Genomic DNA, 24,801 nt, shown 5'->3' with positions numbered 1-24,801 from the left:
TAGATAACTGACGACTAAAATTAAATGAAGACAATAGGCTTTATCCCTTTGCGAAAAGGATCAAAAGGAATCCCCAATAAAAACAAGCGTAAAATGGTTGGAAGACCATTGTATACATGGGTGTTAGGAGAAGCATTATTTTCTAACCTAGATGAAGTTTATGTCTACACAGACGATCAAGATATTATAGACTTTATAGCCAAAGAATACCATTGGACTAATAAAGTAAAAGCATTATTACGAAGCGATGAAAGCGCTACAGATACAGCATCTACAGAATTTGCAATATTGGAGTTTTGTGATAAAATAAACTATAACTTTGATGCTTTTTGTTTACTACAAGCGACATCGCCATTTACAAAAAGAGACGATATAAATGCTTGTTTAAGTAAATTAGAAAAGGATTACGATTCAGCATTAACAGTTGTAAATACACATCGTTTTTTATGGAATGCAGATGGAACACCAATAAATTATAACCCGCAAGCAAGACCAAGACGTCAAGATTTTAATGGTTTATTAGTAGAAAATGGAGCCGTATATACAACAACAAAAACTGCTTTACAAGAGACTAAAAATAGATTAGGAAATAAAGTTGCAGTTGTAAAAATGCCAGAAGAATCGTTACTAGAAATAGATTCAGAAAACGATTGGATTGCCGTAGAACACTTATTAATAGAACGCCAAAAAAGAGCAAAAGAATCAGCGAAAATCACACACGTTGTTTTAGATGTAGATGGGGTGTTTACAGATGGAACAATAACCTATACAAAAGATGGAGAGCATACCAAGAATTTCGATATGCGAGACGGTATGGGGTTAGAGATTATGCGACAATTTAATATTGAGGTTATGGTTATGACTTCGGAACAATCTGAATTAGTCGCAAAACGTATGCAAAAACTCAAAATAGAAAATGTATACTTAGGCGTAAAAGACAAGTACAGTTTACTTCAAAATATATTACAAGAAAAGAATTTATCGATAAACAACTTTGCTTATTTAGGAGACGACGTAAACGATTTAACCAATATTTGTAGCGTAGGTTGGTCATTAACACCAAACAATGCAACAGACATAGTAAAACAGAATGCAGATATAGTATTATCTAAAAATTCTGGAGCAGGAGCCATTAGAGAAGCCTGCCAATTTATAATGAATTACAATAAAAGATTTTAATTTTACACAGAATATAGAGATGGAAGCGTATAAAAAACCTTATATCATTGCCGAAATTGGATGTAACCATAAAGGCGAAATGTCAATCGCTAAAGAATTAATAAAAGTAGCTAAAATATTCTGTAATGTCGATGCTGTAAAGTTTCAAAAAAGACATAATAAAGAACTATTAACAGAAGAACAATATAACCAACCGCACCCAAACCCAGTGAACTCTTATGGCGATACTTATGGCGCACATAGAGAATTTTTAGAGTTTGATGTTGAGCAGCATAGAGAATTAAAGAACTATTGCGAAGAAATAGGATTAACCTATTCAACATCGGTTTGGGATGTAACATCTGCAAAAGAAATAGCATCATTAAACCCAGAGTTTATAAAAATACCATCGGCATGTAATAACAATGTAGCCATGCTAGAATGGTTGTGCGAAAACTATAAAGGAGAACTTCATATTTCTACAGGAATGACAACCAAAGATGAAATTGAAGATCTTGTAAATCTATTCAAAAAACATAATAGAAATAAAGACTTGGTACTATATAATTGCACATCAGGTTATCCAGTGCCATTTCAAGACGTATGTTTATTAGATATTAATTTATTAATAGATAAATATAAAGACGATGTAAAGCATATAGGTTTTTCAGGGCATCACTTAGGTATAGCAGTAGATGTTGCAGCTTACACATTAGGAGCTAACATAATAGAAAGACATTATACAATAGATCGTACCTGGAAAGGAACAGACCATGCAGCTTCGTTAGAGCCAATGGGCTTACGTAAACTATCTAGAGATGTAAATGCAGTACACCAAGCTTTAGCATATAAGAGTCAGGATATTTTACCAATCGAGCAAGTACAGCGGGATAAATTAAAAAACCAAAAAGGCTAATAATGTTTCAATCAAAAACCATTAGATTATTTTGGTGGAATGAAAAGAAACTTCAAGGAAAAACCAAAGAAAATTACGGTGACCTTTTAGGCAAATATCTTGTAGAAAAAATAGCCAATAAAAAAGCTATTTGGACTAAACCATCGGCATTTTCGTTTCAAAATTTTTTCAGCCCTATCTATGTTACCATAGGAAGTATTCTAACAAATGTAAACGACAAATGTGTGGTGTGGGGAAGCGGAATAATTTCTAAAGAATACAACATTAAAAAAGCTAAATTCTTAGCAGTTAGAGGGCCACAAACACGAATGCATTTAATAGAACAAGGCTATAGTGTTCCAGAAGTATATGGAGATCCAGCATTGCTATTACCAAGGTATTACAGTCCAAATATTAAAAAAGAATACAAAATAGGGATTATACCACACTATAAAGACTATAAAAAAGTAAGCGAATGGTATAAAAATGACGATACAGTATTATTAATTGATCTAATGACAAACAGTATAGAAGAGACTACAAATCAGTTTTTAAAATGTGAAAAAATAGTATCTTCATCATTACATGGCGTTATTGTATCTCATGCATATAATATACCAGCAGTTTGGCAAAAATTTTCTGGAGATGTTTTTGGAGACGATATAAAGTATAGAGATTATTTCGAATCTGTAAAATTAATACCATATCAGTCAGAAATTTTAGATTCAAAAATGAATATAGAAGCTCTAGAAAATGCTTTTAAAGGAAAAGATGTACTGCCAAAAGAAAATGTTATTTCAGAATTATGTGATGGATTAATGGAAGCATGTCCATTTAAAAACGAATAAGTAGATGAAGAAAAAAGTATTTGTTTTCTTTCCAGATGGCGTAGGATTAAGGAATTTCGCCTTTACAGATTTTAAAGATATTGGAGAACAAATGGGGTTCGATATCCATTACTGGAACAACACTATATTTTCATTAAAAGATAATCTGGGGTTTAATGAAGTAAAAATAGAAGACCATACAACACACAAACTATTACCAATATATACAAGAGCTAGAAAACGAGCAGAATTAAATGTGTCTAGAGATAAATTTAATGATCCAGTATATCCAACCTATAAATTTCCGTTTAATTATAAGGGCATAAAAAATAAACTTAAAAGCTTTTATACAAAACTACTTATAGGGATATATTCTTCAGAAGAAGGAATCGTTAAACTTAGAAAAAGAATAAACAATTTAGAACGCTCTACAAGTAAATACAAATATTGTAAAGCGCAGTTAGAAGAACACAAGCCAGATTTAGTATTCTGTACTACGCAACGTTCTACACAATCTATAAGTGCATTATTAGCGGCAAAAGATTTAGGAATCCCTACCGTAGCATTTGTGTACTCTTGGGATAACGTACCAAAAGCGATGCAAGTGGTAGAAACCGATTACTATTTTGTTTGGAGCGATTTAATGAAAGAAGAAGTTTTAAAATACTATCCATTTGTAAAGCCTGAACAAGTATTTGTAACCGGTACACCACAGTTTGAACCACATTTCGATGAAAGCTTAAAACAAACACGTACAGAGTTTTTTAAAGAAAACAATTTAGACGAGAACAAAAAATATATATGCTATTCTGGAGATGACGAAACCACATCACCTTTAGATCAATATTATTTAGAAGATTTAGCAAATGCTGTTAGAAACTTAAATGCTAAAGGAGAAAACTTAGGCATTATATATAGAAAGTGTCCTGTAGATTTTACTCCAAGATATAACGCTGTTATAGAAGCTAATAAAGATATTATAGAAGTTATAGATCCTATTTGGAAACAAGTTGGAGATATGTGGAACCAAGTGTTACCAGCAAAAGAAGACTTTAAAATGTTGTATAACGTTTGCGAACACAGTGAGTTTGTAACAAATGTATGTTCCTCTACAGTTTTCGATTTTGTTGCACATAACAAACCCTGTATTTATTATAATTACGAGCAACCACAACTTAAAAAAGGTATTAGAGACATAGGGCAAAACTATAAATATGTACATTTTAGATCTATGCCTAGCCAAGATGCAGCAGTATTTTGCACAGATAAGAAAGATTTAGAAAGTATAGTAGAAAATATTTTAAAAGGCAAAACATCTAATGTATCAGAAGGCTTAAAATGGTTTGAAACTGTAGCAGGAAAGGCACCAACAGAAGCCTCTAAAACTATCTGGAAAACAATAGAAAGTATATTAAATAAATAACTTACTATAAGTAAAACGACTAAACAGATGAAAATTGGTTTAATTACATCCGAATATCCACACCCTAAAGTAACCCACGCTGCAGGAATAGCTACAAGTATAAAAAACTTAGCCATTACTTTAGTAAAAAAAGGAGTAGATGTAACTGTATTTGTATACCATCAAAAAGCAAATACAGTATTAGTAGAAGAAGGCGTAGAAATTCATTTAATAGCTAAAAAAGCATTTAAATGGTTTACGTGGTATCGCTATCGTATGCTAATTCAAAACTATGTAAATAAAATTGTAAAGGAAAAAAATATAGACCTATTAGAAGCACCAGATTGGACGGGTATAACAGCTTTAATGCGTTTTAAAGTCCCTCTAGTGATACGTTTTCATGGAAGCGATGCGTACTTCTGTAAACTAGATGGACGTAAACAAAAATTCAAGAACTTTATTTTTGAGAGGAAAGCGCTTAAAATGGCAACAGCATATATTGCACCAACAACTTATGCAGGTGAAGAAACTCAGAAACTATTCAATTTAGATAAAAACAAAATAAAAACAATACACTACGGACTGCAATTAGAGCATTTTGTAAATGGAACACCAGAAATCTATAATAAAAATACAATACTGTATATAGGCACTATTATTAGAAAAAAAGGTGTTTTAGAATTAGCAGAAATATTTAATAAAGTTGTAGAATACAACCCAAAAGCACAACTAATTTTAATAGGAGGAGATGCCCCAGATATAAAAACGGGAAGCACATCAACATACGCACTAGTAGAAAAGTTATTCTCTAAACAAGCTAAAAAACAAGCAGACTATTTAGGGAAAGTACCTTATTCTGAAGTTAAACAGCATATTAAAAAGGCTCATGTATGCACATTTCCATCCTTTGCCGAAACTTTAGGTATGGTAACCATAGAATCTATGGCGTTGCAAAAACCAGTAGTAAATACAAGTATAGGTTGGGCACAAGAATTAATAGACGATGAAGTTAATGGCTACTTAGTACATCCAGCCAACATAGAAACCTATGCAAAACGCATTATAAAATTATTAAAAGATGAAGCTCTTTGTTTAAAGATAGGAAAAGCAGCAAGACAAAAAGTAGAATCTACATTTAACATAGACAATAATGCAGACCAAAATATAGCATATTATAAAAGTATAATTAAAAACTATTAGATATTATCTAGGTAATGTATATTAAAATATATATATGATTATTATCATACATAAGAAGAACAAAATTATTAAGATTTTAGATGAGCAAGAACGTAAACTAACAGATCTAGTTATTGGTTTATCAATAATAGATGGACTTATATATATAGTTGAAAAGTATAAGAATACATTAGTCTTATGGTGTGAGGAATCATATCAATCCCAAATAAATTACAATAAATTACCATTAATTTTTCATCATAAGTTGATTCTTTCATCTTATAATCCAAGTAAAATGGAGTATTTACCTAAAGAGATAGGTTATATAGATCGTTCTTTTTTTTTAAAAATAAATAAAAACGTAAGATACTCAACATGGCAAATGAGCAGTATTATTGGAGGAATATATACTAATGTTTTATCTTATTTCGTAGAGGAGTTAAAAGCTGAAAATGATTTTAATTATTTTTTAAACTCAGTAGGTAAAAAAGCTATGCCTGAAGGATTGTTTTGTTATTCAGAACCTGAACTACTTAAAGATAGTAAAACAGTTCGAGTAAAGTTGAAGCAAGCAAATACAGCAACACTATTTAAATTTGTAAAACAACATTATAAATGGGTTTGGGTATACCTTTTAAGTTTGTGTTATATTGTTTACGAAAAGAAAGTAAGCAGTATATTCTATGTCTTTAAAAATCTATTGTATAAACAACGTAATGACAATTTTAATTTAGAAAAAATAACATTATTAACTAAAAGAGAAGAAAAGAATAACAAAACTGTAGATGTAATAATACCAACAATTGGACGTGAAAAATACCTTTACGATGTTTTAAAAGATTTAGCAAAACAAACCATACAACCTAAAAATGTTATTATAGTAGAGCAAAACCCGGATAAAACAGCAGGAAGTTTGCTTAACTACATAAAAACAGAAACTTGGCCATTTACAATAAAACATACATTTACACACCAAACAGGCGTATGTAATGCTAGAAATTTAGCATTAGCAAAACTTGAAAGCGAGTGGTGCTTTTTTGCAGATGATGATATTAGGTTTACACCAGATTTATTAGAAAAGTCTTTTAAAAAAATAGAATCGTATGGTATAACCGCCTTAAACTATTTGTGTTTACAAGATCTTAAGAAGCAAACTTTTTTCAAATTACATCAAACTAATTTATTTGGATCAGGCTGTAGTTTTGTAAAAACAGAAATGATAAAAGGTATACAATTTGATATGGCTTTCGAATTTGGTTTTGGAGAAGATTCCGATTTTGGAATGCAAATTAGAAATAATGGAGGCGATATTATTTTTGTTCCAGACATTAAAATAAAACATTTAAAAGCACCAATAGGCGGTTATAGAACAAAAGTTAAGCAACTCTGGGGTGATGACGTTATACAGCCAAAACCCTCTCCAACAGTAGCCTTACTTTACAGAAAGTATTTTACAGACTGTCAACTAAAAGGATATAAAATAGTATTATTTATTAGGCATTACAGATCGCAACCAATTAAAAACCCTATTAAGTATATTAAATATTCAAATAAACAATGGAATAGAAGTATGTACTGGAGTACTATTTTAAGAAATCAATAAAATGCTTAAACTATACACAGATTCTAAATTTTTAAACGAAACACACCGTAAAAGTGTGTTTCCGTTGTTGTTCGATTTATATTTTTTAAAAGACGAAGTATTACTAGAACACTACAAATTAGTAGATTCTGTTTTAGAATGCGATATTGTTATATTTCCTATAGATTATGCTAAATTCCTAAAAGAAAGAGTCGCCTTTTTAGCATTACAAAAAGAAGCTCAAACACATAATAAACCAATTTGGATTTACTCAGGAGGCGATTATGGCTTTACTAATTATATTAAAAATAGTTATACGTTTAGACTTGGAGGCTTTAAAAGTAAATTAGACGAAAAAACGTTTATAATACCATCATTTATTAACGATCCATATACCACACAATTACCTCAAGGATTTAATGTATTACAAAAGGAGGAAAAACCAACAATTGGTTTTGTAGGACATGCGCAATCTGGATTAACAAAATACTTTAAAGAGTTTATTAACCATGTAAAATACCAAGCTAAACGAAAATTAAATAAACGCATTGCAGATTCTCAGCCCTTTTATCCATCAAGTACAAAACGAGCGCAATATTTAACAAAGCTAAATATAAGTGAACACTTAAAAACAAATTTTATTTTAAGAGACAGTTATAGAGCGGGAGTACAAACAGAAGCAGATAGACAAAAAACAACACAAGAATTTTACGAAAATATATATAATAATGCCTACACCTTTTGTATTAGAGGTGTAGGCAATTTTTCGGTTAGATTATACGAAACGCTGGCAGTAGGACGTATCCCTATTATATTGAACACAGATTGTAAATTACCTCTGTCTAACAGTATAGATTGGAGTAAACATTGTATTATATTAGATGAAAGAAAAAAAATGTCTTTAGAAGCACAGATTTTAGAATTTCATCAATCTAAAACTGATGAAGAATTTTTAGAGATTCAAAAAAGTAATAGAGCGCTATGGAAAACGCATCTAGTAAGGCAAACTTACTTTATTAATATTTATAATATATTTAAACAAAGTAATGACTAAAGCTTTTACACTTATTGTATGCACATATATGCGACCTAAACCACTTTTAGAGTTGCTAAAGTCTGTACAAAAGCAAACGTTATACCCCAACGAAATTCTTATTATAGATGGGTCTACAAATACAGAAACAGAACAAGTATTAAAAGAGCGTACATTTAAAAACTTAAAATACTTTAAAGTAGACGATAGAGATAGAGGCTTAACCAAACAACGTAATTATGGTATTAATAAAGTTGCCGAAACCTCAGAAATAGTATGTTTTTTAGACGATGATATTGTTTTAACAACAATGTATTTTGAAAACTTAATAGAAACATATAACAGTCAAAAAAGTGCATTAGCCGTAGGAGGTTATATAACTAACGAAGTGGAATGGCGTGCAGCATCAAAAGAGAAAAGTAAATCTTGTTTTTATTATGACGATTGGATGCGTAATGAACCCTCTCGTTTTAGATTAAGGCGAAAATTTGGATTATTACCAGATGCAGAACCTGGATATTTACCAACATTTTCGCATGGACGATCTATTAGCTTTTTACCGCCAACAGGAAAGACCTATAAAGTAGAACAACTTATGGGAGGCGTGTCATCTTTCAAAAAGGAAATATTTAAAACATTAGCATTTTCTACCTATTTTGAAGGTTATGGATTGTATGAAGATGCCGATTTTTCGCTACGACTGGCAAAACAAGGTGATATTTATATAAATACAAATGCTCAGTTAGCACATTACCACGATGCTTCAGGAAGACCAAACCAATATAAATATGGCAAAATGGTATTACGAAATGGATGGTACATATGGCGTGTAAAATACCCAAAGCCAACATTAAAAGCACGATTAAAATGGAATGCAACAGCTTTGTTGCTTACAGCCATTCGTATTACTAATATTGTAACATCTAACGCTAAACAAGCAGCATTAACAGAAAGTCTAGGAAGAATAGTCGGTTGGTGGTCTTTGTTATTTAATGCGCCAAAAGTAGAACAATGAATTTTTTAATTATATCACATGTAAAACATAAGCCAAATGGAGCTGCGTATGCGGCATACGCCCCCTATGTAAGAGAAATGAATTTATGGTTAAAGCACGTAGATAAAGTAACCATTGTTGCGCCAAAAGTATCAGGGAAACCAACGCCTATAGAAATCAATTATAAGCACAAGGCTATTAAATTAAATACTATTCCTACCATTCAGTTTACGTCTATACAACATAGTATAATGTCACTATTAAAATTACCATTAATACTGTGGACTATTTTTAAAGCATGTAGAAAAGCAGACCATATTCATTTACGTTGCCCTGGAAATATAGGATTATTGGGCTGTTTTGTGCAAATACTATTTCCTAAAACACCAAAAACAGCTAAATATGCTGGAAATTGGGATCCTAAAGCAAAACAACCTATAAGCTATAAATTGCAAAAATGGCTGTTAAGTAATACAATGCTAACAAAAAATATGCAGGTTTTAGTTTATGGTAATTGGAAAGATCAAACCAAAAACATAAAATCATTCTTTACAGCAACATTTACTAATAAAGAAATAGAACAACCCCTACAGCGAGACTATGGTTCAATATTAAAATTTGTATTTGTAGGTAGTTTAGTAAAAGGGAAACGCCCATTATTAACCCTACAAATTATAGAAGCATTAATTGCAAGAGGAAAAAAGGTGTGTTTAAATATGTATGGAGATGGGGTTTTAAGAGAAGAATTACAAAATTACATAACAGTTAATAATTTAGAAGCACATATTACATTACATGGTAATCAAGATAAAGAAGTTGTAAAACAAGCCTTAAAAGAAGCTCATTTTTCAATACTACCATCTAAATCCGAAGGTTGGCCCAAAGCCATAGCAGAAGCCATGTTTTATGGTGTTATACCAATTGTAACTAAAATATCCTGCGTACCATATATGCTAGATTATGGTAATAGAGGGATTTTAATTGATTCTGAATTAAAACTAGCAACTAATACTATTGTAGCAGAATTAGAGAATACAAAAACTTTAAAAATAAAAGCAGAAGCAGCCACAAAATGGTCACAAAACTATACCTTGGATGTGTTTGAAAGCGAGATTAAAAAATTAGTAGATAACAATTAAATAACGTGTAGCATTTCTAGAATTGTAGAAATGAAAAATAAAAAATAATGAGAGTATTACAGTTAATAGATTCATTACATACTGGGGGAGCAGAGCGTGTTGCTGTAAATATAGCAAATGCCTTAGCCCCACAAATAGATAAATCTTATCTCTGTGCTACAAGAGATGAAGGTTTATTAAAAGCGAGTCTACTAAAAACTGTTAAGTATCTATTTTTAAATAAACAAAAAACAATAGATATCAAGGCTATTAAAACACTTAATACTTTTATAAAAGAAGAGAATATAGAAATTATTCATGCCCATTCTTCATCATTTTTTTTAGCAACTATTATAAAGCTTTTAAATAAAAAAGTAAAAATAGTATGGCATGATCATTATGGGAATAGTGAGTTTTTAGAATCGAGATCGTCTAAAGTGTTAAAAAAATGTTCTCGATATTTTTCATGTATATTAAGCGTAAATAGACAATTAGAAACATGGTCTAGAAATAATTTAAAATGTAAAAATGTAAGTTACCTGCCTAATTTTGCAACAAAAAGCAATATTACCCCAACAACAACCTTGAAAGGGACATTAGGTAAACGTATTATCCATCTTGCAAACTTAAGAGCACAAAAAGACCATATAACACTATTTGAAGCATTTAAAATTATAGTAAAAAAACATCCAGAATGGACACTACACTGCGTAGGTAAAGATTTTAAAGATGACTATTCCGAAGCTATTAAAGCTAAACTGTTAGAATTGAAAATAGAAGAAAATGTATTTGTATACGGGAGTAAACCAGATGTGTCTAATATTTTAAAACAAGCAACAATAGGCGTGTTATCATCTAAGTCTGAAGGTTTACCCATAGCACTTTTAGAATACGGTTTGGCTAACTTACCAGTATTAGCAACTAAAGTTGGAGAATGCGAAAATGTTGTAATTAATAATAAAAATGGTCTATTAATTAATTCAGAAAACCCAAAAGAATTATCACAAGCATTACTTTTGTACATCGAAAACGAAAAATTAAGATCTAAATATGCGGTAGCTTTTGCACAATGCATTGAAAATAATTATTCTGCCAAGACGCAAACAATTACCCTTTTAAAAAAATATAAAGCAGCGATTGAAATTATTTAATTACATAAAAATTATAGGGCTGCATGTTCTAATAGGTATAGCAGTTTATATATTACCAATTTTATCTAAAGTATATTTATTGGGGATATTTTTGTTTTTTGTTATTAAAATAATAAAAACAAAACCAGCAGAAAGAGCCTTACAAATTTTAATAGCTTGTGGTTATATAGTAGGGGCTGAGGTGTTTTTACGAATGACAGGTGGTAGTTTATTATACGAAGCATCAAAATACCTAGTTATTCTATTTTGTTTAATAGGCGTGCTTACAATACATATAAATAAACAATCTATAATATATGTATTCTACATCTTTTTATTATTACCTGGAATTTTAATAGCTGGATTTAATATCACAGAAAATACAACGTTACGTACAGCAATAGCCTTTAACTTAAGTGGTCCTATATGTTTAGGAATTGCAGCATTATTCTGTTATAAATTAAAAATAAAGTACCAGGATACTCATAAAATTCTATTAGGAGTAGGGTTACCCTTAATAACAATAACAACATACCTTTTTTTATATACACCAGATATTAGAGATGTGGTAACAGGTACCTATTCTAATTACGCTACATCTGGAGGTTTTGGACCCAATCAAGTCGCAACAGTATTAGGTTTTGGAATGTTTATTTTTACAACACGGTTTTTTCTAAAATCCCCAACATTAAGTTATAAAATTGTCAATCTTATATTACTAGCATTAGTGTCTTATAGAGGTGTTGTGACTTTTAGTAGGGGAGGCATGATAACTGGAGTAATAATAATAGTAGCCTTCTTATACAGCTATTATGTAAAATCTTCAGTGAAGAATAAAAAAAGAACCTTAAAGTTAATAGTTGTTTTTTTAGCCGTATCTATTTTTACATGGTTATTTACATCTATCCAAACCGGTGGTTTTATAGACAAACGTTACGCTAATCAAGATGCAGCAGGACGTGTAAAAGAAGATTTATCTACAGGTAGAAATCAATTAATATCATTCGAGCTAGAAGAATTTCTTAAAAACCCAATATTAGGAGTAGGTGTGGGAAAAATAAAAGAGTTAAGACAAAATAAACAAGGCATAGAAGCTGCATCACATAATGAAATGAGTAGAATACTATCAGAGCATGGAACGCTTGGTATTTTTGCATTTTTAATTCTTTTAATAGCACCTTTAGGAATGAGATATAAAAATAGATCCAATATCTTTTTCTTTTCTTGTTATATATTCTGGTTTTTAACCATTAATCACTCTTCAATGAGAATTACAGCACCTTCGTTTATCTATGGGTTATGCCTATTGCATTTTGTTTATCAGCCCTCAAAAAACAACACAAAAAAGATTAAAAAAGTATAGTGAAACAATTACTTTACATAGGAAACAAATTAACAGGTTCTGGAAAAACAGTAACTACAATAGATACACTAAGTAAATTATTACAAGGAGAAGGGTATGTAGTAAAAACAAGCTCAAGTAAAAATAATAAGTTATTACGTCTATTAGATATGTTGCTTTCAATATTTAGGAATGCAAAATCTACAGACTATGTTTTAATAGATACATACAGTACTCAAAATTTTTATTACGCCTATTTATGTAGTCAATTATGCAGAATATTAAAATTAAAATACATCCCTATATTACACGGAGGGAATTTGCCAAACCGGCTAAAAAACAACCCTAAACTTAGTAAACAACTCTTTAAAAATGCACATGTAAATGTTGCGCCGTCAGACTACACAAAATCTAATTTTGAAAATTTAAATTATACTAATATTATTTGTATACCTAATGCTATAGAAATAAATAAATATGAATTTAAACCTAAAAAAATAAATACAATCCGTCTATTTTGGGTGCGTTCATTTTCTAATTTATACAACCCTAATTTAGCAATATCTATTTTACATAAACTAATACAAATAGGCTATAAAGCCTCATTATGTATGGTTGGTCCAGATAATGATGGCGCATTAGAAAAGGCGAAAGCACATGCTAAAACGTTAAATGTAGAGGTCCGTTTTACAAATAAATTATCTAAAGAAGAATGGATAAAATTATCAGAAAATTATAACGTGTTTATTAATACAACAAATTTCGATAATATGCCAGTAAGTGTTATTGAAGCTATGGCACTTGGACTTCCTGTGGTTTCTACAAATGTAGGTGGACTTCCTTTTTTAATAAACGATAGTAAAAATGGTGTTTTAGTAGAGCCAAACAATGCTAATGCTTTTGTTGAGGCTATTATAGATTTACAAGACAATAAAGAAAAAGTAATGTCGATAATAACAGAGGCAAGAAAAAAAGTTGAACAATACGATTGGCAAACAGTAAAATTAAAATGGCTTTCAATTTTAAAATAAATGAAGACACGTAAAAGATTTACTTTATTATATTTACATTTACAACCCTACTAATATTATAATGGCGGACACTAACAATAAAAGTATACACTTTGAAATTTCCGAACGTAAAATACTATTACGAATTTTAGATTTATTCTTTATTGGTATAGCTGTATATGGATTAAGTTTTATTCCTGCGTTTGATTATTATTCTATAACGCAAGACAGCTGGATGTGGTTAATTGTTTTAGGTCTATACATTTCAGGTTTTGGTACTGTTTTCGAATTATACGACTTGCAAAAATCCAGTAAATTAGAAACCGTAACTACAACTATCATTTTAACAGCGTCTTTAACAGTATTAGTGTTTTTACTTACGCCGTTTTTAACCCCTTCATTGCCAGATAATAGAATAGAAATATTGTATTTTTATTTTGCAATACTATTGGCATTATTAGTCTGTAGAATAGCCTATATTAATTTTATAGCTTCTCCTAGATTTTATAAAAAAGTATTATTAGTAGGAGAAATATCTAATATAGAAACTATAGTAGAAGCCTTTAAAAGTGCAGATCCTAACTACAAAATAATAGGCTTTATAAATTGTGAAATAGCTAAAGAAGATGCTATTAAATTTAAGGGAATACCAGAATACAGTCCAGATAATATTCATAAAATTATAAAAGAAGAACAAATTTCAGAAGTTGTAGTTGCTAGTTATAATTCAGAAAACATAACATCAACAATATATAACGATTTAATGATGTTATTGGAAAAAGGGTTTCCAATAAAAGAGTATACGCAAGTATATGAAGATATTACTTACCGTGTTCCTGTACAGTTTGTAGGTAAGGATTTTTATAAATATTTTCCGTTTAGTAGAAATAATAAAAACAAACTATATTTAACATATAGAAGAGGCTTAGATATTATATTATCAATAACAGGTATATTAATAGGAAGCCTATTTTTACCATTTATATTAATAGGAAACCTAATAGGAAATAGAGGCCCTTTATTTTATAAGCAAGAGCGTGTTGGTAAAAACGGAAAAACGTTTTTAATTTATAAGTATAGAACTATGGTTGTTAATGCGGAAGCTAACGGCGCTGTTTGGGCTAAAAAAAATGATACGAGAATAACTGCATTCGGTCGATTTTTAAGAACATCGCGATTAGATGAAATACCTCAGTTTATCAATATATTAAAAGGTGACATGAGTTTAATAGGGCCTAGGCCAGAACGCCCAGTTTTTATTGAAGAATTATCTCAAGTCATTCCGTTTTACGAAACAAGACATATTGTAAAACCTGGTTTAACCGGATGGGCACAAGTAAAAGCACGTTACGGTTCTAGTGTAGATGATAGTTTGGTAAAACTACAATACGATTTGTATTATATAAAACACAGAAGTTTCTTTTTAGACTTTAATATTATAGTAAAAACACTTAGTACAGTTATCTTTTTAAGAGGACAATAATTAGCTTACGTTTGCAAATTTATAAAAGCGTAATAAATAAATATAACGTATTAAAAATGCAATAAGTAAAGGAATTAGAGCAGGCGCAAAGCGTTGTACACCTATAACCCAATGCATAGTCATTAGCCCTAACATTATAATTAATAACTTTAAATAACCAATAAACCATTTCTTAGGTTGTTTTTTAACAACTTGTATTATTGCAAAAAGACTTAGAGGAAAAGCCCAAAGTAAATTATAATTATAGGCAGTTGCAGTATGGTCTGTAGCAAACCATAATAATAATATAAATACCCCAATTATACCAGTCAAGCCAAAGAAACTAATATCTAACCATACAGACCGTTTACTGTTTTTAGAATTATTGTAGGTGATATAGATTATAAAAATTGAAATTAAGCTAAAAACAAACAACGGACTCGTAAAAAAACTAGAAGCTGCAAAAGCTTCTTTTTGTTTGTATACTATAGAAGAAGATTTTACTAAGGGTTTACCTGTATTTTTAAAGGAAGCATTTTCAAAAGATTGAAAGATGAATTCAGGTAAAAACATATATTCTCTAGGTGTAGCAGGCTTGTCTATAACCGAACCTAAAGCAATATTAATACCTAAGCTTCCCCAAGAATTCCAGTTTAGGTTATTGTTTATTAATTGTCTAAAAGTCTCAGATTTGTACGATTCTGGTGTTTTATAAACAATATTACTATTTAAAACTTGCTCTGCAACATCTCGCATTTTTGTTGCGCAATTATCATAAAAGAAATCATAAAGATAATCTTTGTTTTCAGGCTTATTATTTTCTATTAAAAAACTATATAGAGCCCTTTTTTGCTCGTATGATAAATCTAAAACTTGCTCTTTTATCGTACGATCATGTCTTACATAGCGTCTTAAAAAAGAATAAAAAGGTTCTTTGCCTTGCGAATACTTTAGCTTACCTCTGGCAAAATTTAAAATAAAATTAGGGTCGTTAAAAGGATACCGTCCATAATCGTATACAATATCTACATAACCCGAACGAACTCTAAAGGCATTATGCCCAAAAGCATCATTTAAAGAGTTTCCTGGCCCAATAGTAATAATGCTTATTTCTGCTTCTGGTTTTAGGTTAGGATTTTGCGAAAAGGATAAAAAACTAAAAAAAAGAAAAGCAAGACGTATCGTTTTTTTCATATTAAAAATACTATCTAAAAACGCTAAAATCTAATTTTAAAGAGAATACATTAGAATATAATGCAACACTTTGATCGCCTATATCTGTAAAAGCATAATCTACTTGTATTCCTTTATATTTAAAACCAACACCAAGACTAGGTTGAAAAGTTAAATCTTCGCTATTGTCTATTTGTAATTCATTTTGGAAATTTCCAACCCCCGTTCTTAGATAAATCATATCTATATAACCAAATTCAAAACCTAAAGCAGGATTTATACTGGCAAAAGAGGTGGATAAAATATCGTTATTTTGCTCAAATCGTACATTTAAATCTAGTTCAGCTCGTAGAGAATAATCATAATGAAACACATAACTTTTAGAAACACCTATCTGTAATTTAGGAATTGTAATTTCTGAAGTTTCTGGTAACTCTTGGTTTTGCCCTTCAACAGCACCTTTTATTCTTTCAAAAGCATCCTCATCAAAACTCCAAGAGTTAAAAGTGGTTGTAATATCTCTAGCCATGATACCAAACTTCCAATTATTATTCGTTTCAAACTGTATAGCAGCATCAAGTCCAAACCCCCAAGAATTAGCAAAGTCTCCAATAACTCTTCTAATAATTTTAGCATTTACACCATAATTAAGGCCATCTACTGGTAATTTACGAGCGTAAGAAAATGTTAAACCATAATCTGCAGTAGAAAATAAGCTAATACGATCAAAGTTTACATTTCCTTGGTCGTCTATAAGCTGTGTCGTATCTAGTATATCATCTACAGCAAAACGAATTAGAGAAATCCCTAAAGCACTTCTATTGTCTATAGGCATTGCAAAAGCAGCATAATCATAATTAGCAATATTGGCAAAATAACTAGAGTGCATTAAAGCAATTTGTTTATCTTCTAAATGCACAAGGCCAGCAGGATTCCAATACCCAGAGTTAACATCTCTAGTATTAGCAGTAACAGCATTACTCATTCCAAGAGCAGCAGCATCCACACCAATGTTCATAAACTCATTAGAATATTTTGTTTGGCCATAGAGCGTTAAAGTCACTATAAATGAAAAGATTGTATAGAAATATTTCAATTGCAATTTTTTTACAAAGATGCTACATTTTTTATACATATTAAACTTTAAATTAAAGAGTATATTGTATAAAGGACTATAAAAAGTAAAACTTTATTATTTTTACCAAAAACTAACCAATGATTATAAAGAAACTTATTCCAAACTTTGTAACGCTTCTAAACTTGTTTTGTGGGAGTATTGCTGTATTATTTGCTGTTAATAATCACTTTATTGCAGCTGCTTTTTTTGTGTTTTTAGGAATATTTTTCGATTTCTTCGATGGCTTTCTTGCTCGTAAATTAAAAGTGCAGAGCGACTTAGGTGTTCAGCTAGACTCTTTAGCAGATATGGTTACCAGCGGTTTAGTTCCAGGAATAATCATGTTTAAATTAATTGGTTTAGCCTGTAATGATGATGCTTTTATAGATCTATTTGGAGACTGGAACTCTATATTACATTTTAATAATTTTAAATTAGCCCCAATAGCTTTAATAGGCTTGTGTATTACTCTCGCATCGGCTTACAGATTGGCTAAATTTAATATAGACGAAGACCAACAGAGCTATTTTAAAGGCCTACCAACACCAGCGAATACGCTGTTAATTCTGTCATTGCCTTTAATAATGGAATTTCAGCATAGCGATATTATTAATACTATCATTTTAAATAAGTGGTTTTTAATAAGTTTAACTGTATTAAGTTGCTATTTATTAAATTCTAGTATTAAATTATTCGCCCTTAAGTTTAAAGACTGGAGTTTTAAAAATAACGCTATCCGTTACATTTTTATATTATTAAGTATTGTATTACTTATTGTACTGCATTTTGCAGCAATTCCAGTAATTATATTACTATACATCTTTTTATCATTATTAAACAAAAAACATTAAACACCAATGCTAGAAATTATTTTTACACTTGTAATGCTTGTTCTGTTACAAGCGGTTTTAGGATTCGATAACTTATTATACATTTCTTTAGAATCTAAAAAAGCGAAAGAATCTGAACAAAAAAAAGTAAGAAAAATAGGAATATTAATAGCCATAGTGCTTAGGATTGTATTACTTTTTGTTTTAGTATCTATAATCGATTTTTTCAAAGAACCATTTGCATGGTTAACTGGAGGCGTAGAAGAAGTGGTGAAATTTGCTTTTAATGGGCACAGTTTAATTGTATTAGCTGGTGGTGGCTTTATTATTTATACTGCTATTAAAGAAATATGGCACATGATTGCTGTTAAAGATTTAAGCCGTGATGTAGAAGGTGAGGGAAAGAAAATTAAATCTTCAAACGCGGTTATAGCAAGCATTGTATTAATGAATTTAGTATTTTCTTTCGACTCTATCTTAGCTGCCATTGGGTTAACCAGTGAAATAGAAAACGCTACAACAGCTTTTATAGTTATGGCTATTGCAATAGTTGTTAGTGGATTATTAATGTTAATTTTAGCAGATAAAATCTCTGTATTCCTTGCTAAAAATAGAATGTATGAAGTTCTTGGGCTTTTTATATTATTTATTGTAGGTATAATGTTAGTAACAGAAGGTGGGCATTTAGCTCATATTAAAATATTTGGAAACCCTATTGAGCCCATGAGCAAAACAACTTTCTATTTTGTGATTGCTATACTAGTAGTAACAGATATTGTACAAGGACGTTACCAGAAAAAGCTAATAAAAGAACAAGAAGATAAACAATAACCAGAATACGAAGACTTGAAAGCATTATTTAGCTGTCTTTTTTCTTTTTAATAGGAAAAAAAACAGCATATAGTCCAGCGATTACTATACCAGATAAAATCCAAAGTGTTTGAATGTGTTTTCCTGGTTGATAATTGCTTTCGTCTGTATTTAAAACTTGAATACTAAAGAACCATAGTATCAATCCAATACTAAAGAATAGTCTTCTTTTAATAAGAGTTTGTTTTCTAATTTTTTTAATCATTTTAATAAAGTTATTTTTCTTTATAAAGGGGCCTTAATTTATATTTAAATAAGTTCTTGGAAAACTATTTTTTATCTAGTTTAAAAGTAATTCCATCTTAAAATCAGACATTTTATACTTGTTGTTTTTTAGCACTATTTCTTTGAAACCTAATTTTGTATATAAACGAATAGCACTTGCAAGTTTAGTGTTTGTTTCAAGTACCACTTTTTTAGCATTTAATAATTTTGCCTGTTCAATACAGTGCTCCATAAGAATTTTTCCTAAGCCAAGTCTTTGATGGTTTTTGCTTACACCAAGTTTTAGTATTTCGTATGTATCAATTTTGGTTGGTATTAGAGTGATTGTTCCTGCAACCTGTTCGTTTATTTTTGCAAGATAAATAAAGCCTCCTTTATCTAACACCTCACTTTTGGGGTTATCTAACATTTTTCCGTCTGCTTCTTCGTATAAGTTATTTTCGTTTAACCATTCAAGAGAAAGCCTTTTATAGTCTTCTTGATACTGTGATTTGTATTCTAATATTTCAATTTTCATTAATCGTTATTTTTTGGAAATATTTTTTTAGTTCTATTTTTTGAGTCTCTCAAACAATATAGCAGATTCAGTAAACTTTCTATGTGCTTAATGTGTTAATTTTTCTAATAAATCATTCAGTTTGAAGAAATGAATTTGTCCATTTAGGACAACCAAAACTGTACTCTGGGTTACCTCTTTTATTTTTAAATAATTTGCTTATAGATTATTAGCTGTAAGGAGTTATTTTTCTTTTAACAGCTTTATACCATTTCAATTTTCATTATTACGCGTGAAGACTTATCAAGATAGTAATCTTCGTCTTCTTTTTCTTTCTCGAACCCTAATTTTTTATATAGTTTAATTGCTGCCGTATTGTCTGGAGTTGTTGTTAGGCGTATTGTAGTAATCTTCTTATTTTTAAAAGCGGTCAACAATTTTGTTGTAATAAGCTCACCAATTCTCTTCCTCTGGTTAGGTTTTGTGACAGCTAAGGTTAAAATCCAGCCTATTTTACTTTCGTTATCTATTCCGCCAAAGCAATACCCTTTTATTTGATTAAGTTCATCTACTGCCACAAAAAATAGATCTGGTAATATGTCAAGAAATTGTCTTAACACGAATAATGGATAATGCATTGGAGCGAAAGTTTCTTCTTCAATTTGAAAAATGTGAATAAGATCTTCTTTTACAACTTTCCTTATTTCAATATTTGATTTCATGGATATTATAGAAATTACTTTATAGAATTAGTTATTAACTTCAATATTAAGCATTTTATTTTGGTAAATTAGGTGCAATGTTCTGTATATAATTTACTAGTTACTGCCTTGTTACTAGTTGTCTGTAGTTATTTTAAAGACTGTATGCCGTTTGAACGGAATTCAGAGAAATTTTGTCCATCGAAAATACATAAGTTTACCAAATGTTGAGCCAAGCCATATTTTACCGTTTTTATCTTCATAAATGGCTCTTATCCGTTTATTGCAAAGCCTATTTGCTTCGGTATAAGTTTTTAATATTTTTCCATTATATACAGGTAAACTGCTTTTTCTATTACCATTAAATTCTATCCAAATGTTTCCAGATTTGTCGCAGTAAATGGTTCTTACTTGGTTGTCGCTTAACCTGTCTTTAGTTAAAAATTGAACGAATTTTTTATCATAGAATTGGTTAAGCCCTCCATGAGTTATTGAAGCAAACCATAAATCTCCTTACTTATCTTCTCTTATAAATTGTTTGGTTCTGAAACTTTTCTAGCTGTTAGTGATTGTTTTTCATTTTTTATCTAATAAAACGTTTGTAATGAGATTATAACTTTTGCATCATTTGTTTTTTAAAACTATAAAACAGTTTTAACTACAATAGTTTTCAATTGTAAAAAAGTGTGAAATTTTATTGGTGCTATTATTTAAATAACATAGTTTATTTGAATGGTATTTGCATGTAAGAAACTAAAGTTTTTATAAAAGAAGAAATCCAACATCTGTTAAAAAAAAGATGTTGGATTTTAGAAGTTTTTTTGATGTAAAAATTTATAATGAATAATGTTTCTTTTTAGAGGTATTACTACTTACTGTATGTTTCATTATTCAGCTCCCAAACAAATTTTGCATCTATGTAGCTTTTATAAATCTGATTTAATCATGCTATTAACCGTATCAGAATTACGCTATAAAAACAGTTATCTTTTAATTTACCCTAAAAAAAAAATGATTTTTTTTAAGTTTTTTTAACTTATCAAAAAAATCATTTTATAAACTATTCTATTTGAGCAAACTAGGAGTTTAAAAATTATACCTAAAAATCGATTTTCTTTTTTCTAAGTTCAAAATTTTGACCTAAATATACTTTTCTTACCATTTCGTCATTAGCTAATTCTTCAGGCTCTCCGGCTTTTAAAATGCTACCTTCAAACATTAAGTAAGTTCTATCTGTAATAGCTAAAGTTTCTTGTACGTTATGGTCAGTGATAAGAATACCAATATTCTTTTTAGATAAACGCGCTATAATACGTTGTATATCTTCTACTGCAACAGGGTCTACACCAGCAAAAGGTTCATCTAATAATATAAAATTAGGGTCTGTAGCTAAAGCACGAGCAATCTCTGTACGACGACGCTCTCCTCCAGATAATAAATCGCCTCTATTTTTACGGATGTGCCCTAAACTAAACTCGTCTATAAGCGATTCCATTTTATGTAATTGCTCTTTTTTACTCAGTTTTGTTAATTGTAAAACACTAAGGATATTATCTTCAATACTAAGTTTTCTAAATACAGAAGCTTCTTGTGCTAAATAACCAATACCATTTTGGGCACGCTTATACATAGGATACTTTGTAATATTTGTTCCTTCTAAATGTATTGTTCCGCCATTTGGCTTTATTAACCCAACAATCATGTAAAAAGAAGTGGTTTTTCCTGCTCCATTAGGACCTAATAACCCAACAATTTCTCCTGTGTTAACCTCTAGAGAAACACTTTTTACAACTTTTCGTCCGTTGTAGGACTTCATTAAATTTTCGGCTTTAAGCTTCATATGTTTTAAATATCAACGCTAAAAATAGCAAAATGAATAACAAGTAGAGTGGTAGAAACGTTTATTTTATACAAAGTTTAACGCTCTGTAGCTTCTAAAAGATCCCAATATTCGTAGGCTCTTCTTAAATGCGGAATAACTATTGTACCTCCTACTAATGTAGAAATCCCTAATGCTTCTACAACTTGCTCCTTTGTAAGTCCTTCTTTATAACAGGCCTCTAAATGGTATTTTACACAGTCGTCACAACGTAAAACTGTAGATGCAACCAAGCCTAATAGTTCTTTTGTTTTTTTATCTAAAGCACCTTCTGCAAACGCATTAGTATCTAAATTAAAAATACGTTTTATAATTTTATTATTATCTGCTAAAATGGCTTCGTTCATTTTAGAACGATACGCATTAAACTCATTAATTAACTCTGACATTCTTTTTCGCTTTTCTATTTTGTGCTTTAATTACAAATTTTGATATATATATACTTACTTCATATAAAATAAGTACTGGAATAGCTACTATAATCTGGCTCGCCACATCTGGTGGTGTTATAATAGCTGAAAATATTAATACAATTACAAGGGCAAATTTTCTATACTTTCTTAAAAACTCTGGAGTTACTAACCCTACTTTTGTTAAAAAGTATATAACTATTGGTAGTTCGAAAATAAAACCAGAGGCTATTACCGATGCTCTTAATAAACCAATATAACTACTTAAATCGAAATTGTTTTCTACTTGTGAACTCACCATATAACTACCTAAGAAATTAATAGACAATGGTGTAATAATATAGTAACCAAATAAAACGCCAATAAAAAATAATAAAGAGGAGACTATAATGAAGCCTCTAGAGTTTTTACGCTCATTAGTTCTCATGCCTGGGCTTACAAATTTCCATAATTGATACATAACATATGGAAATGCAATTATAAAACCAGCAAAAATAGAAGTCCAGATATGTGCAGAGAATTGCCCTGCCATGGTTCTACTTTGTATGTCGAAAGGAAATTCTTCGCCACAAAATGTTGTGTCTTCAATACCAACAGTTTGTGCCACTTTACATAACCACTCGTATGTTGGGAAATTCATTTTACTTGGGCCAAAAAGGATAACATCGAAAATAAATGATTTGCATACAAAAGCAATAGAACCACACAATACTATAGCTATACATATACGTATTAAATGCCATCTTAAATCTTCGAGATGATCTAGAAAGGACATCTCATTTACATTTTTTTTTGCCATTATATAATACCTTCTTTTATTAAATCATGTAAATGTACTACACCTGCGTAATTGCCTTCTTTTTCTACTAATAGTTGAGAGATTCCATTAGTTTCCATAATTTCCATAGCATCAACAGCCATAGCATCCTCGTCTATGTGTTTTGGGTTTTTACTCATGATATCCTTTGCTGTAAGGTTAGAGAAATCATCAACCTTTGTTAACATTCTTCGTAAATCTCCATCAGTAATAATTCCTATAATTTTACTATTGTCTACTACAGCGGTTACACCTAACATTTTTTCGGAAATTTCAATAATTACCTGTTTTAAGTTTGTATCTGGAGTTACCTGAGGTTTTTGGTTTACAGAGGATAAATCGTGTACTCTTAAGTATAGTTTTTTCCCTAAGGCTCCACCTGGGTGGTATTTTGCAAAGTCTTTGCTAGAAAATCCTCTAATTTCTAATAAGCATACCGCTAAAGCATCTCCTATTACCAATTGAGCTGTTGTACTTGTTGTAGGCGCTAAATTATTAGGGCAAGCTTCTTTAGCAACATAAGCATTTAAAATATGATCGGCTTGTTTACCTAAAAAAGAATCTTTATTACCTGTAATGGCTATTAAAGTATTTTTTGCGTTTTTAATTAACGGTACTAATACTTTAATTTCTGGAGTATTACCACTTTTAGAAATACAAATTACAATATCATCCTCCAATATCAGTCCTAAGTCACCATGAATAGCATCTGCGGCATGCATAAATACTGCGGGTGTGCCTGTAGAGTTTAAAGTGGCCACTATTTTTGTTGCAATTATGGCGCTTTTTCCAATACCTGTAATAATAACTCGTCCTTTCGATTTGTATATAAGCTCTACGGCATCTGCAAAATCAGTATCTAATAAATTGGCAAGATTACTTATCGATTTACTTTCTAGAGCAATAGTTTCTTTAGCAATCTTTATAATAGAGTCTTTAGTATTCAAAATGTATTGATTTTTTAAAGTTGATATTTGTATACACTTACAATTTGTATATGAAAATAAGGGACTACAATTTTTTTCGCGACAAATTTAGCGAAAAATAAAGAGGGAATTTTAAATAGCTTATTAAATATAGCTAGATAAACATATTTTTATGTATTTTTATATATGTAAATGACATTATTACCTAATATAACCTGATTATAA

General features: G+C 30.1%; 25 protein-coding genes. 15 read left to right on the top strand and 10 right to left on the bottom strand.

Translation table 11 applies throughout. From position 1 onward, the window contains the following. Nucleotides 1–24: 24 nt before the first annotated feature. The 13 genes from ACVC08_RS12790 (at nt 25) to ACVC08_RS12730 (ending at nt 15,153) form a co-directional block, all read left to right on the top strand. Nucleotides 25–1,179: a cytidylyltransferase domain-containing protein gene (locus ACVC08_RS12790; protein ID WP_452602296.1), complete on the top strand. Its 1,155-nt coding sequence runs from the start codon at nt 25–27 to the stop codon at nt 1,177–1,179. Between the two features lie 19 nt (nt 1,180–1,198). Next, a complete protein-coding gene (locus ACVC08_RS12785; protein ID WP_452602295.1) occupies nt 1,199–2,074 on the top strand; it encodes an N-acetylneuraminate synthase family protein in 876 nt (291 codons plus the stop codon). Between the two features lie 2 nt (nt 2,075–2,076). After that, nucleotides 2,077–2,901, top strand: coding sequence for a polysaccharide pyruvyl transferase family protein (locus ACVC08_RS12780; protein ID WP_452602294.1), 825 nt, complete (start codon nt 2,077–2,079; stop codon nt 2,899–2,901). A gap of 4 nt (nt 2,902–2,905) precedes the next feature. Then, the gene (locus ACVC08_RS12775; RefSeq protein ID WP_452602293.1) at nt 2,906–4,303 is read left to right on the top strand and encodes a CDP-glycerol glycerophosphotransferase family protein; all 1,398 of its coding nucleotides are present in this window, start codon (nt 2,906–2,908) and stop codon (nt 4,301–4,303) included. Between the two features lie 27 nt (nt 4,304–4,330). Continuing rightward, complete coding sequence (locus ACVC08_RS12770) at nt 4,331–5,482, top strand: glycosyltransferase family 4 protein (protein ID WP_452602292.1); 1,152 nt, start codon at nt 4,331–4,333, stop codon at nt 5,480–5,482. A gap of 34 nt (nt 5,483–5,516) precedes the next feature. Next, nucleotides 5,517–7,064: a glycosyltransferase family 2 protein gene (locus ACVC08_RS12765; RefSeq protein ID WP_452602291.1), complete on the top strand. Its 1,548-nt coding sequence runs from the start codon at nt 5,517–5,519 to the stop codon at nt 7,062–7,064. A gap of 1 nt (nt 7,065) precedes the next feature. Next, nucleotides 7,066–8,097, top strand: coding sequence for an exostosin domain-containing protein (locus ACVC08_RS12760; RefSeq protein ID WP_452602290.1), 1,032 nt, complete (start codon nt 7,066–7,068; stop codon nt 8,095–8,097). Continuing rightward, the gene (locus tag ACVC08_RS12755; protein ID WP_452602289.1) at nt 8,090–9,091 is read left to right on the top strand and encodes a glycosyltransferase family 2 protein; all 1,002 of its coding nucleotides are present in this window, start codon (nt 8,090–8,092) and stop codon (nt 9,089–9,091) included. The genes ACVC08_RS12760 and ACVC08_RS12755 overlap by 8 nt, the downstream gene beginning before the upstream one ends. After that, a complete protein-coding gene (locus ACVC08_RS12750) occupies nt 9,088–10,209 on the top strand; it encodes a glycosyltransferase (protein WP_452602288.1) in 1,122 nt (373 codons plus the stop codon). Before ACVC08_RS12755 ends, ACVC08_RS12750 begins: the two co-directional genes overlap by 4 nt. Nucleotides 10,210–10,256: 47 nt before the next feature. Further along, the gene (locus ACVC08_RS12745; protein WP_452602287.1) at nt 10,257–11,339 is read left to right on the top strand and encodes a glycosyltransferase; all 1,083 of its coding nucleotides are present in this window, start codon (nt 10,257–10,259) and stop codon (nt 11,337–11,339) included. Next, on the top strand, nt 11,326–12,681 hold the full coding sequence (locus tag ACVC08_RS12740; protein WP_452602286.1) for an O-antigen ligase family protein: 1,356 nt from the start codon (nt 11,326–11,328) through the stop codon (nt 12,679–12,681). Before ACVC08_RS12745 ends, ACVC08_RS12740 begins: the two co-directional genes overlap by 14 nt. Next, nucleotides 12,681–13,691, top strand: a complete 1,011-nt coding sequence (locus tag ACVC08_RS12735) for a glycosyltransferase family 4 protein (RefSeq protein WP_452602285.1) — start codon at nt 12,681–12,683, stop codon at nt 13,689–13,691. The genes ACVC08_RS12740 and ACVC08_RS12735 overlap by 1 nt, the downstream gene beginning before the upstream one ends. A gap of 61 nt (nt 13,692–13,752) precedes the next feature. Further along, on the top strand, nt 13,753–15,153 hold the full coding sequence (locus tag ACVC08_RS12730) for a sugar transferase (protein ID WP_452598596.1): 1,401 nt from the start codon (nt 13,753–13,755) through the stop codon (nt 15,151–15,153). Here ACVC08_RS12730 and ACVC08_RS12725 read toward each other — a convergent pair whose 3' ends face one another. Next, complete coding sequence (locus ACVC08_RS12725) at nt 15,154–16,326, bottom strand: lipoprotein N-acyltransferase Lnb domain-containing protein (protein ID WP_452602284.1); 1,173 nt, start codon at nt 16,324–16,326, stop codon at nt 15,154–15,156. Nucleotides 16,327–16,336: 10 nt separating this feature from the next. Beyond that, nucleotides 16,337–17,401 (bottom strand): putative type IX sorting system protein PorV2, encoded by a 1,065-nt coding sequence (locus tag ACVC08_RS12720; RefSeq protein WP_452598594.1) that lies wholly within the window; start codon nt 17,399–17,401, stop codon nt 16,337–16,339. 119 nt (nt 17,402–17,520) lie between these two features. Here ACVC08_RS12720 and ACVC08_RS12715 point away from each other — a divergent pair, with 119 nt between their 5' ends. Together ACVC08_RS12715 and ACVC08_RS12710 are read left to right on the top strand one after the other, a co-directional pair. Next, a complete protein-coding gene (locus ACVC08_RS12715; protein ID WP_452602283.1) occupies nt 17,521–18,273 on the top strand; it encodes a CDP-alcohol phosphatidyltransferase family protein in 753 nt (250 codons plus the stop codon). Nucleotides 18,274–18,279: 6 nt separating this feature from the next. Beyond that, entirely contained in the window at nt 18,280–19,083 is an 804-nt protein-coding gene (locus ACVC08_RS12710) for a TerC family protein (RefSeq protein ID WP_452602282.1), read from the top strand. A 28-nt stretch (nt 19,084–19,111) separates the two neighbouring features. Here ACVC08_RS12710 and ACVC08_RS12705 read toward each other — a convergent pair whose 3' ends face one another. From ACVC08_RS12705 to ACVC08_RS12670, 8 genes are all read right to left on the bottom strand, one after another. Beyond that, on the bottom strand, nt 19,112–19,327 hold the full coding sequence (locus tag ACVC08_RS12705; RefSeq protein ID WP_452596610.1) for a hypothetical protein: 216 nt from the start codon (nt 19,325–19,327) through the stop codon (nt 19,112–19,114). Between the two features lie 75 nt (nt 19,328–19,402). After that, entirely contained in the window at nt 19,403–19,864 is a 462-nt protein-coding gene (locus ACVC08_RS12700) for a GNAT family N-acetyltransferase (protein WP_452602281.1), read from the bottom strand. Nucleotides 19,865–20,106: 242 nt separating this feature from the next. Further along, nucleotides 20,107–20,565, bottom strand: a complete 459-nt coding sequence (locus ACVC08_RS12695) for a GNAT family N-acetyltransferase (protein WP_452602280.1) — start codon at nt 20,563–20,565, stop codon at nt 20,107–20,109. 162 nt (nt 20,566–20,727) lie between these two features. Next, on the bottom strand, nt 20,728–21,036 hold the full coding sequence (locus tag ACVC08_RS12690; RefSeq protein WP_452602385.1) for a two-component regulator propeller domain-containing protein: 309 nt from the start codon (nt 21,034–21,036) through the stop codon (nt 20,728–20,730). Nucleotides 21,037–21,643: 607 nt separating this feature from the next. Further along, nucleotides 21,644–22,384 carry an LPS export ABC transporter ATP-binding protein gene (lptB, locus tag ACVC08_RS12685; protein ID WP_452597899.1) on the bottom strand — a complete coding sequence of 247 codons (741 nt, stop codon included), beginning with the start codon at nt 22,382–22,384 and terminating at the stop codon, nt 21,644–21,646. A gap of 77 nt (nt 22,385–22,461) precedes the next feature. Then, a complete protein-coding gene (locus tag ACVC08_RS12680) occupies nt 22,462–22,812 on the bottom strand; it encodes a carboxymuconolactone decarboxylase family protein (protein ID WP_452597900.1) in 351 nt (116 codons plus the stop codon). Next, on the bottom strand, nt 22,796–23,632 hold the full coding sequence (tatC, locus tag ACVC08_RS12675; RefSeq protein ID WP_452597901.1) for a twin-arginine translocase subunit TatC: 837 nt from the start codon (nt 23,630–23,632) through the stop codon (nt 22,796–22,798). The genes ACVC08_RS12680 and tatC overlap by 17 nt, the downstream gene beginning before the upstream one ends. Then, complete coding sequence (locus ACVC08_RS12670; RefSeq protein ID WP_452597902.1) at nt 23,632–24,597, bottom strand: KpsF/GutQ family sugar-phosphate isomerase; 966 nt, start codon at nt 24,595–24,597, stop codon at nt 23,632–23,634. The genes tatC and ACVC08_RS12670 overlap by 1 nt, the downstream gene beginning before the upstream one ends. Nucleotides 24,598–24,801 lie beyond the last annotated feature (204 nt).

The organism is Pontimicrobium sp. MEBiC06410 (assembly GCF_053601615.1).
The sequence above is the reverse complement of the archived record's forward strand: the minus strand, read 5'-3'. Positions and strand labels throughout refer to the sequence as shown.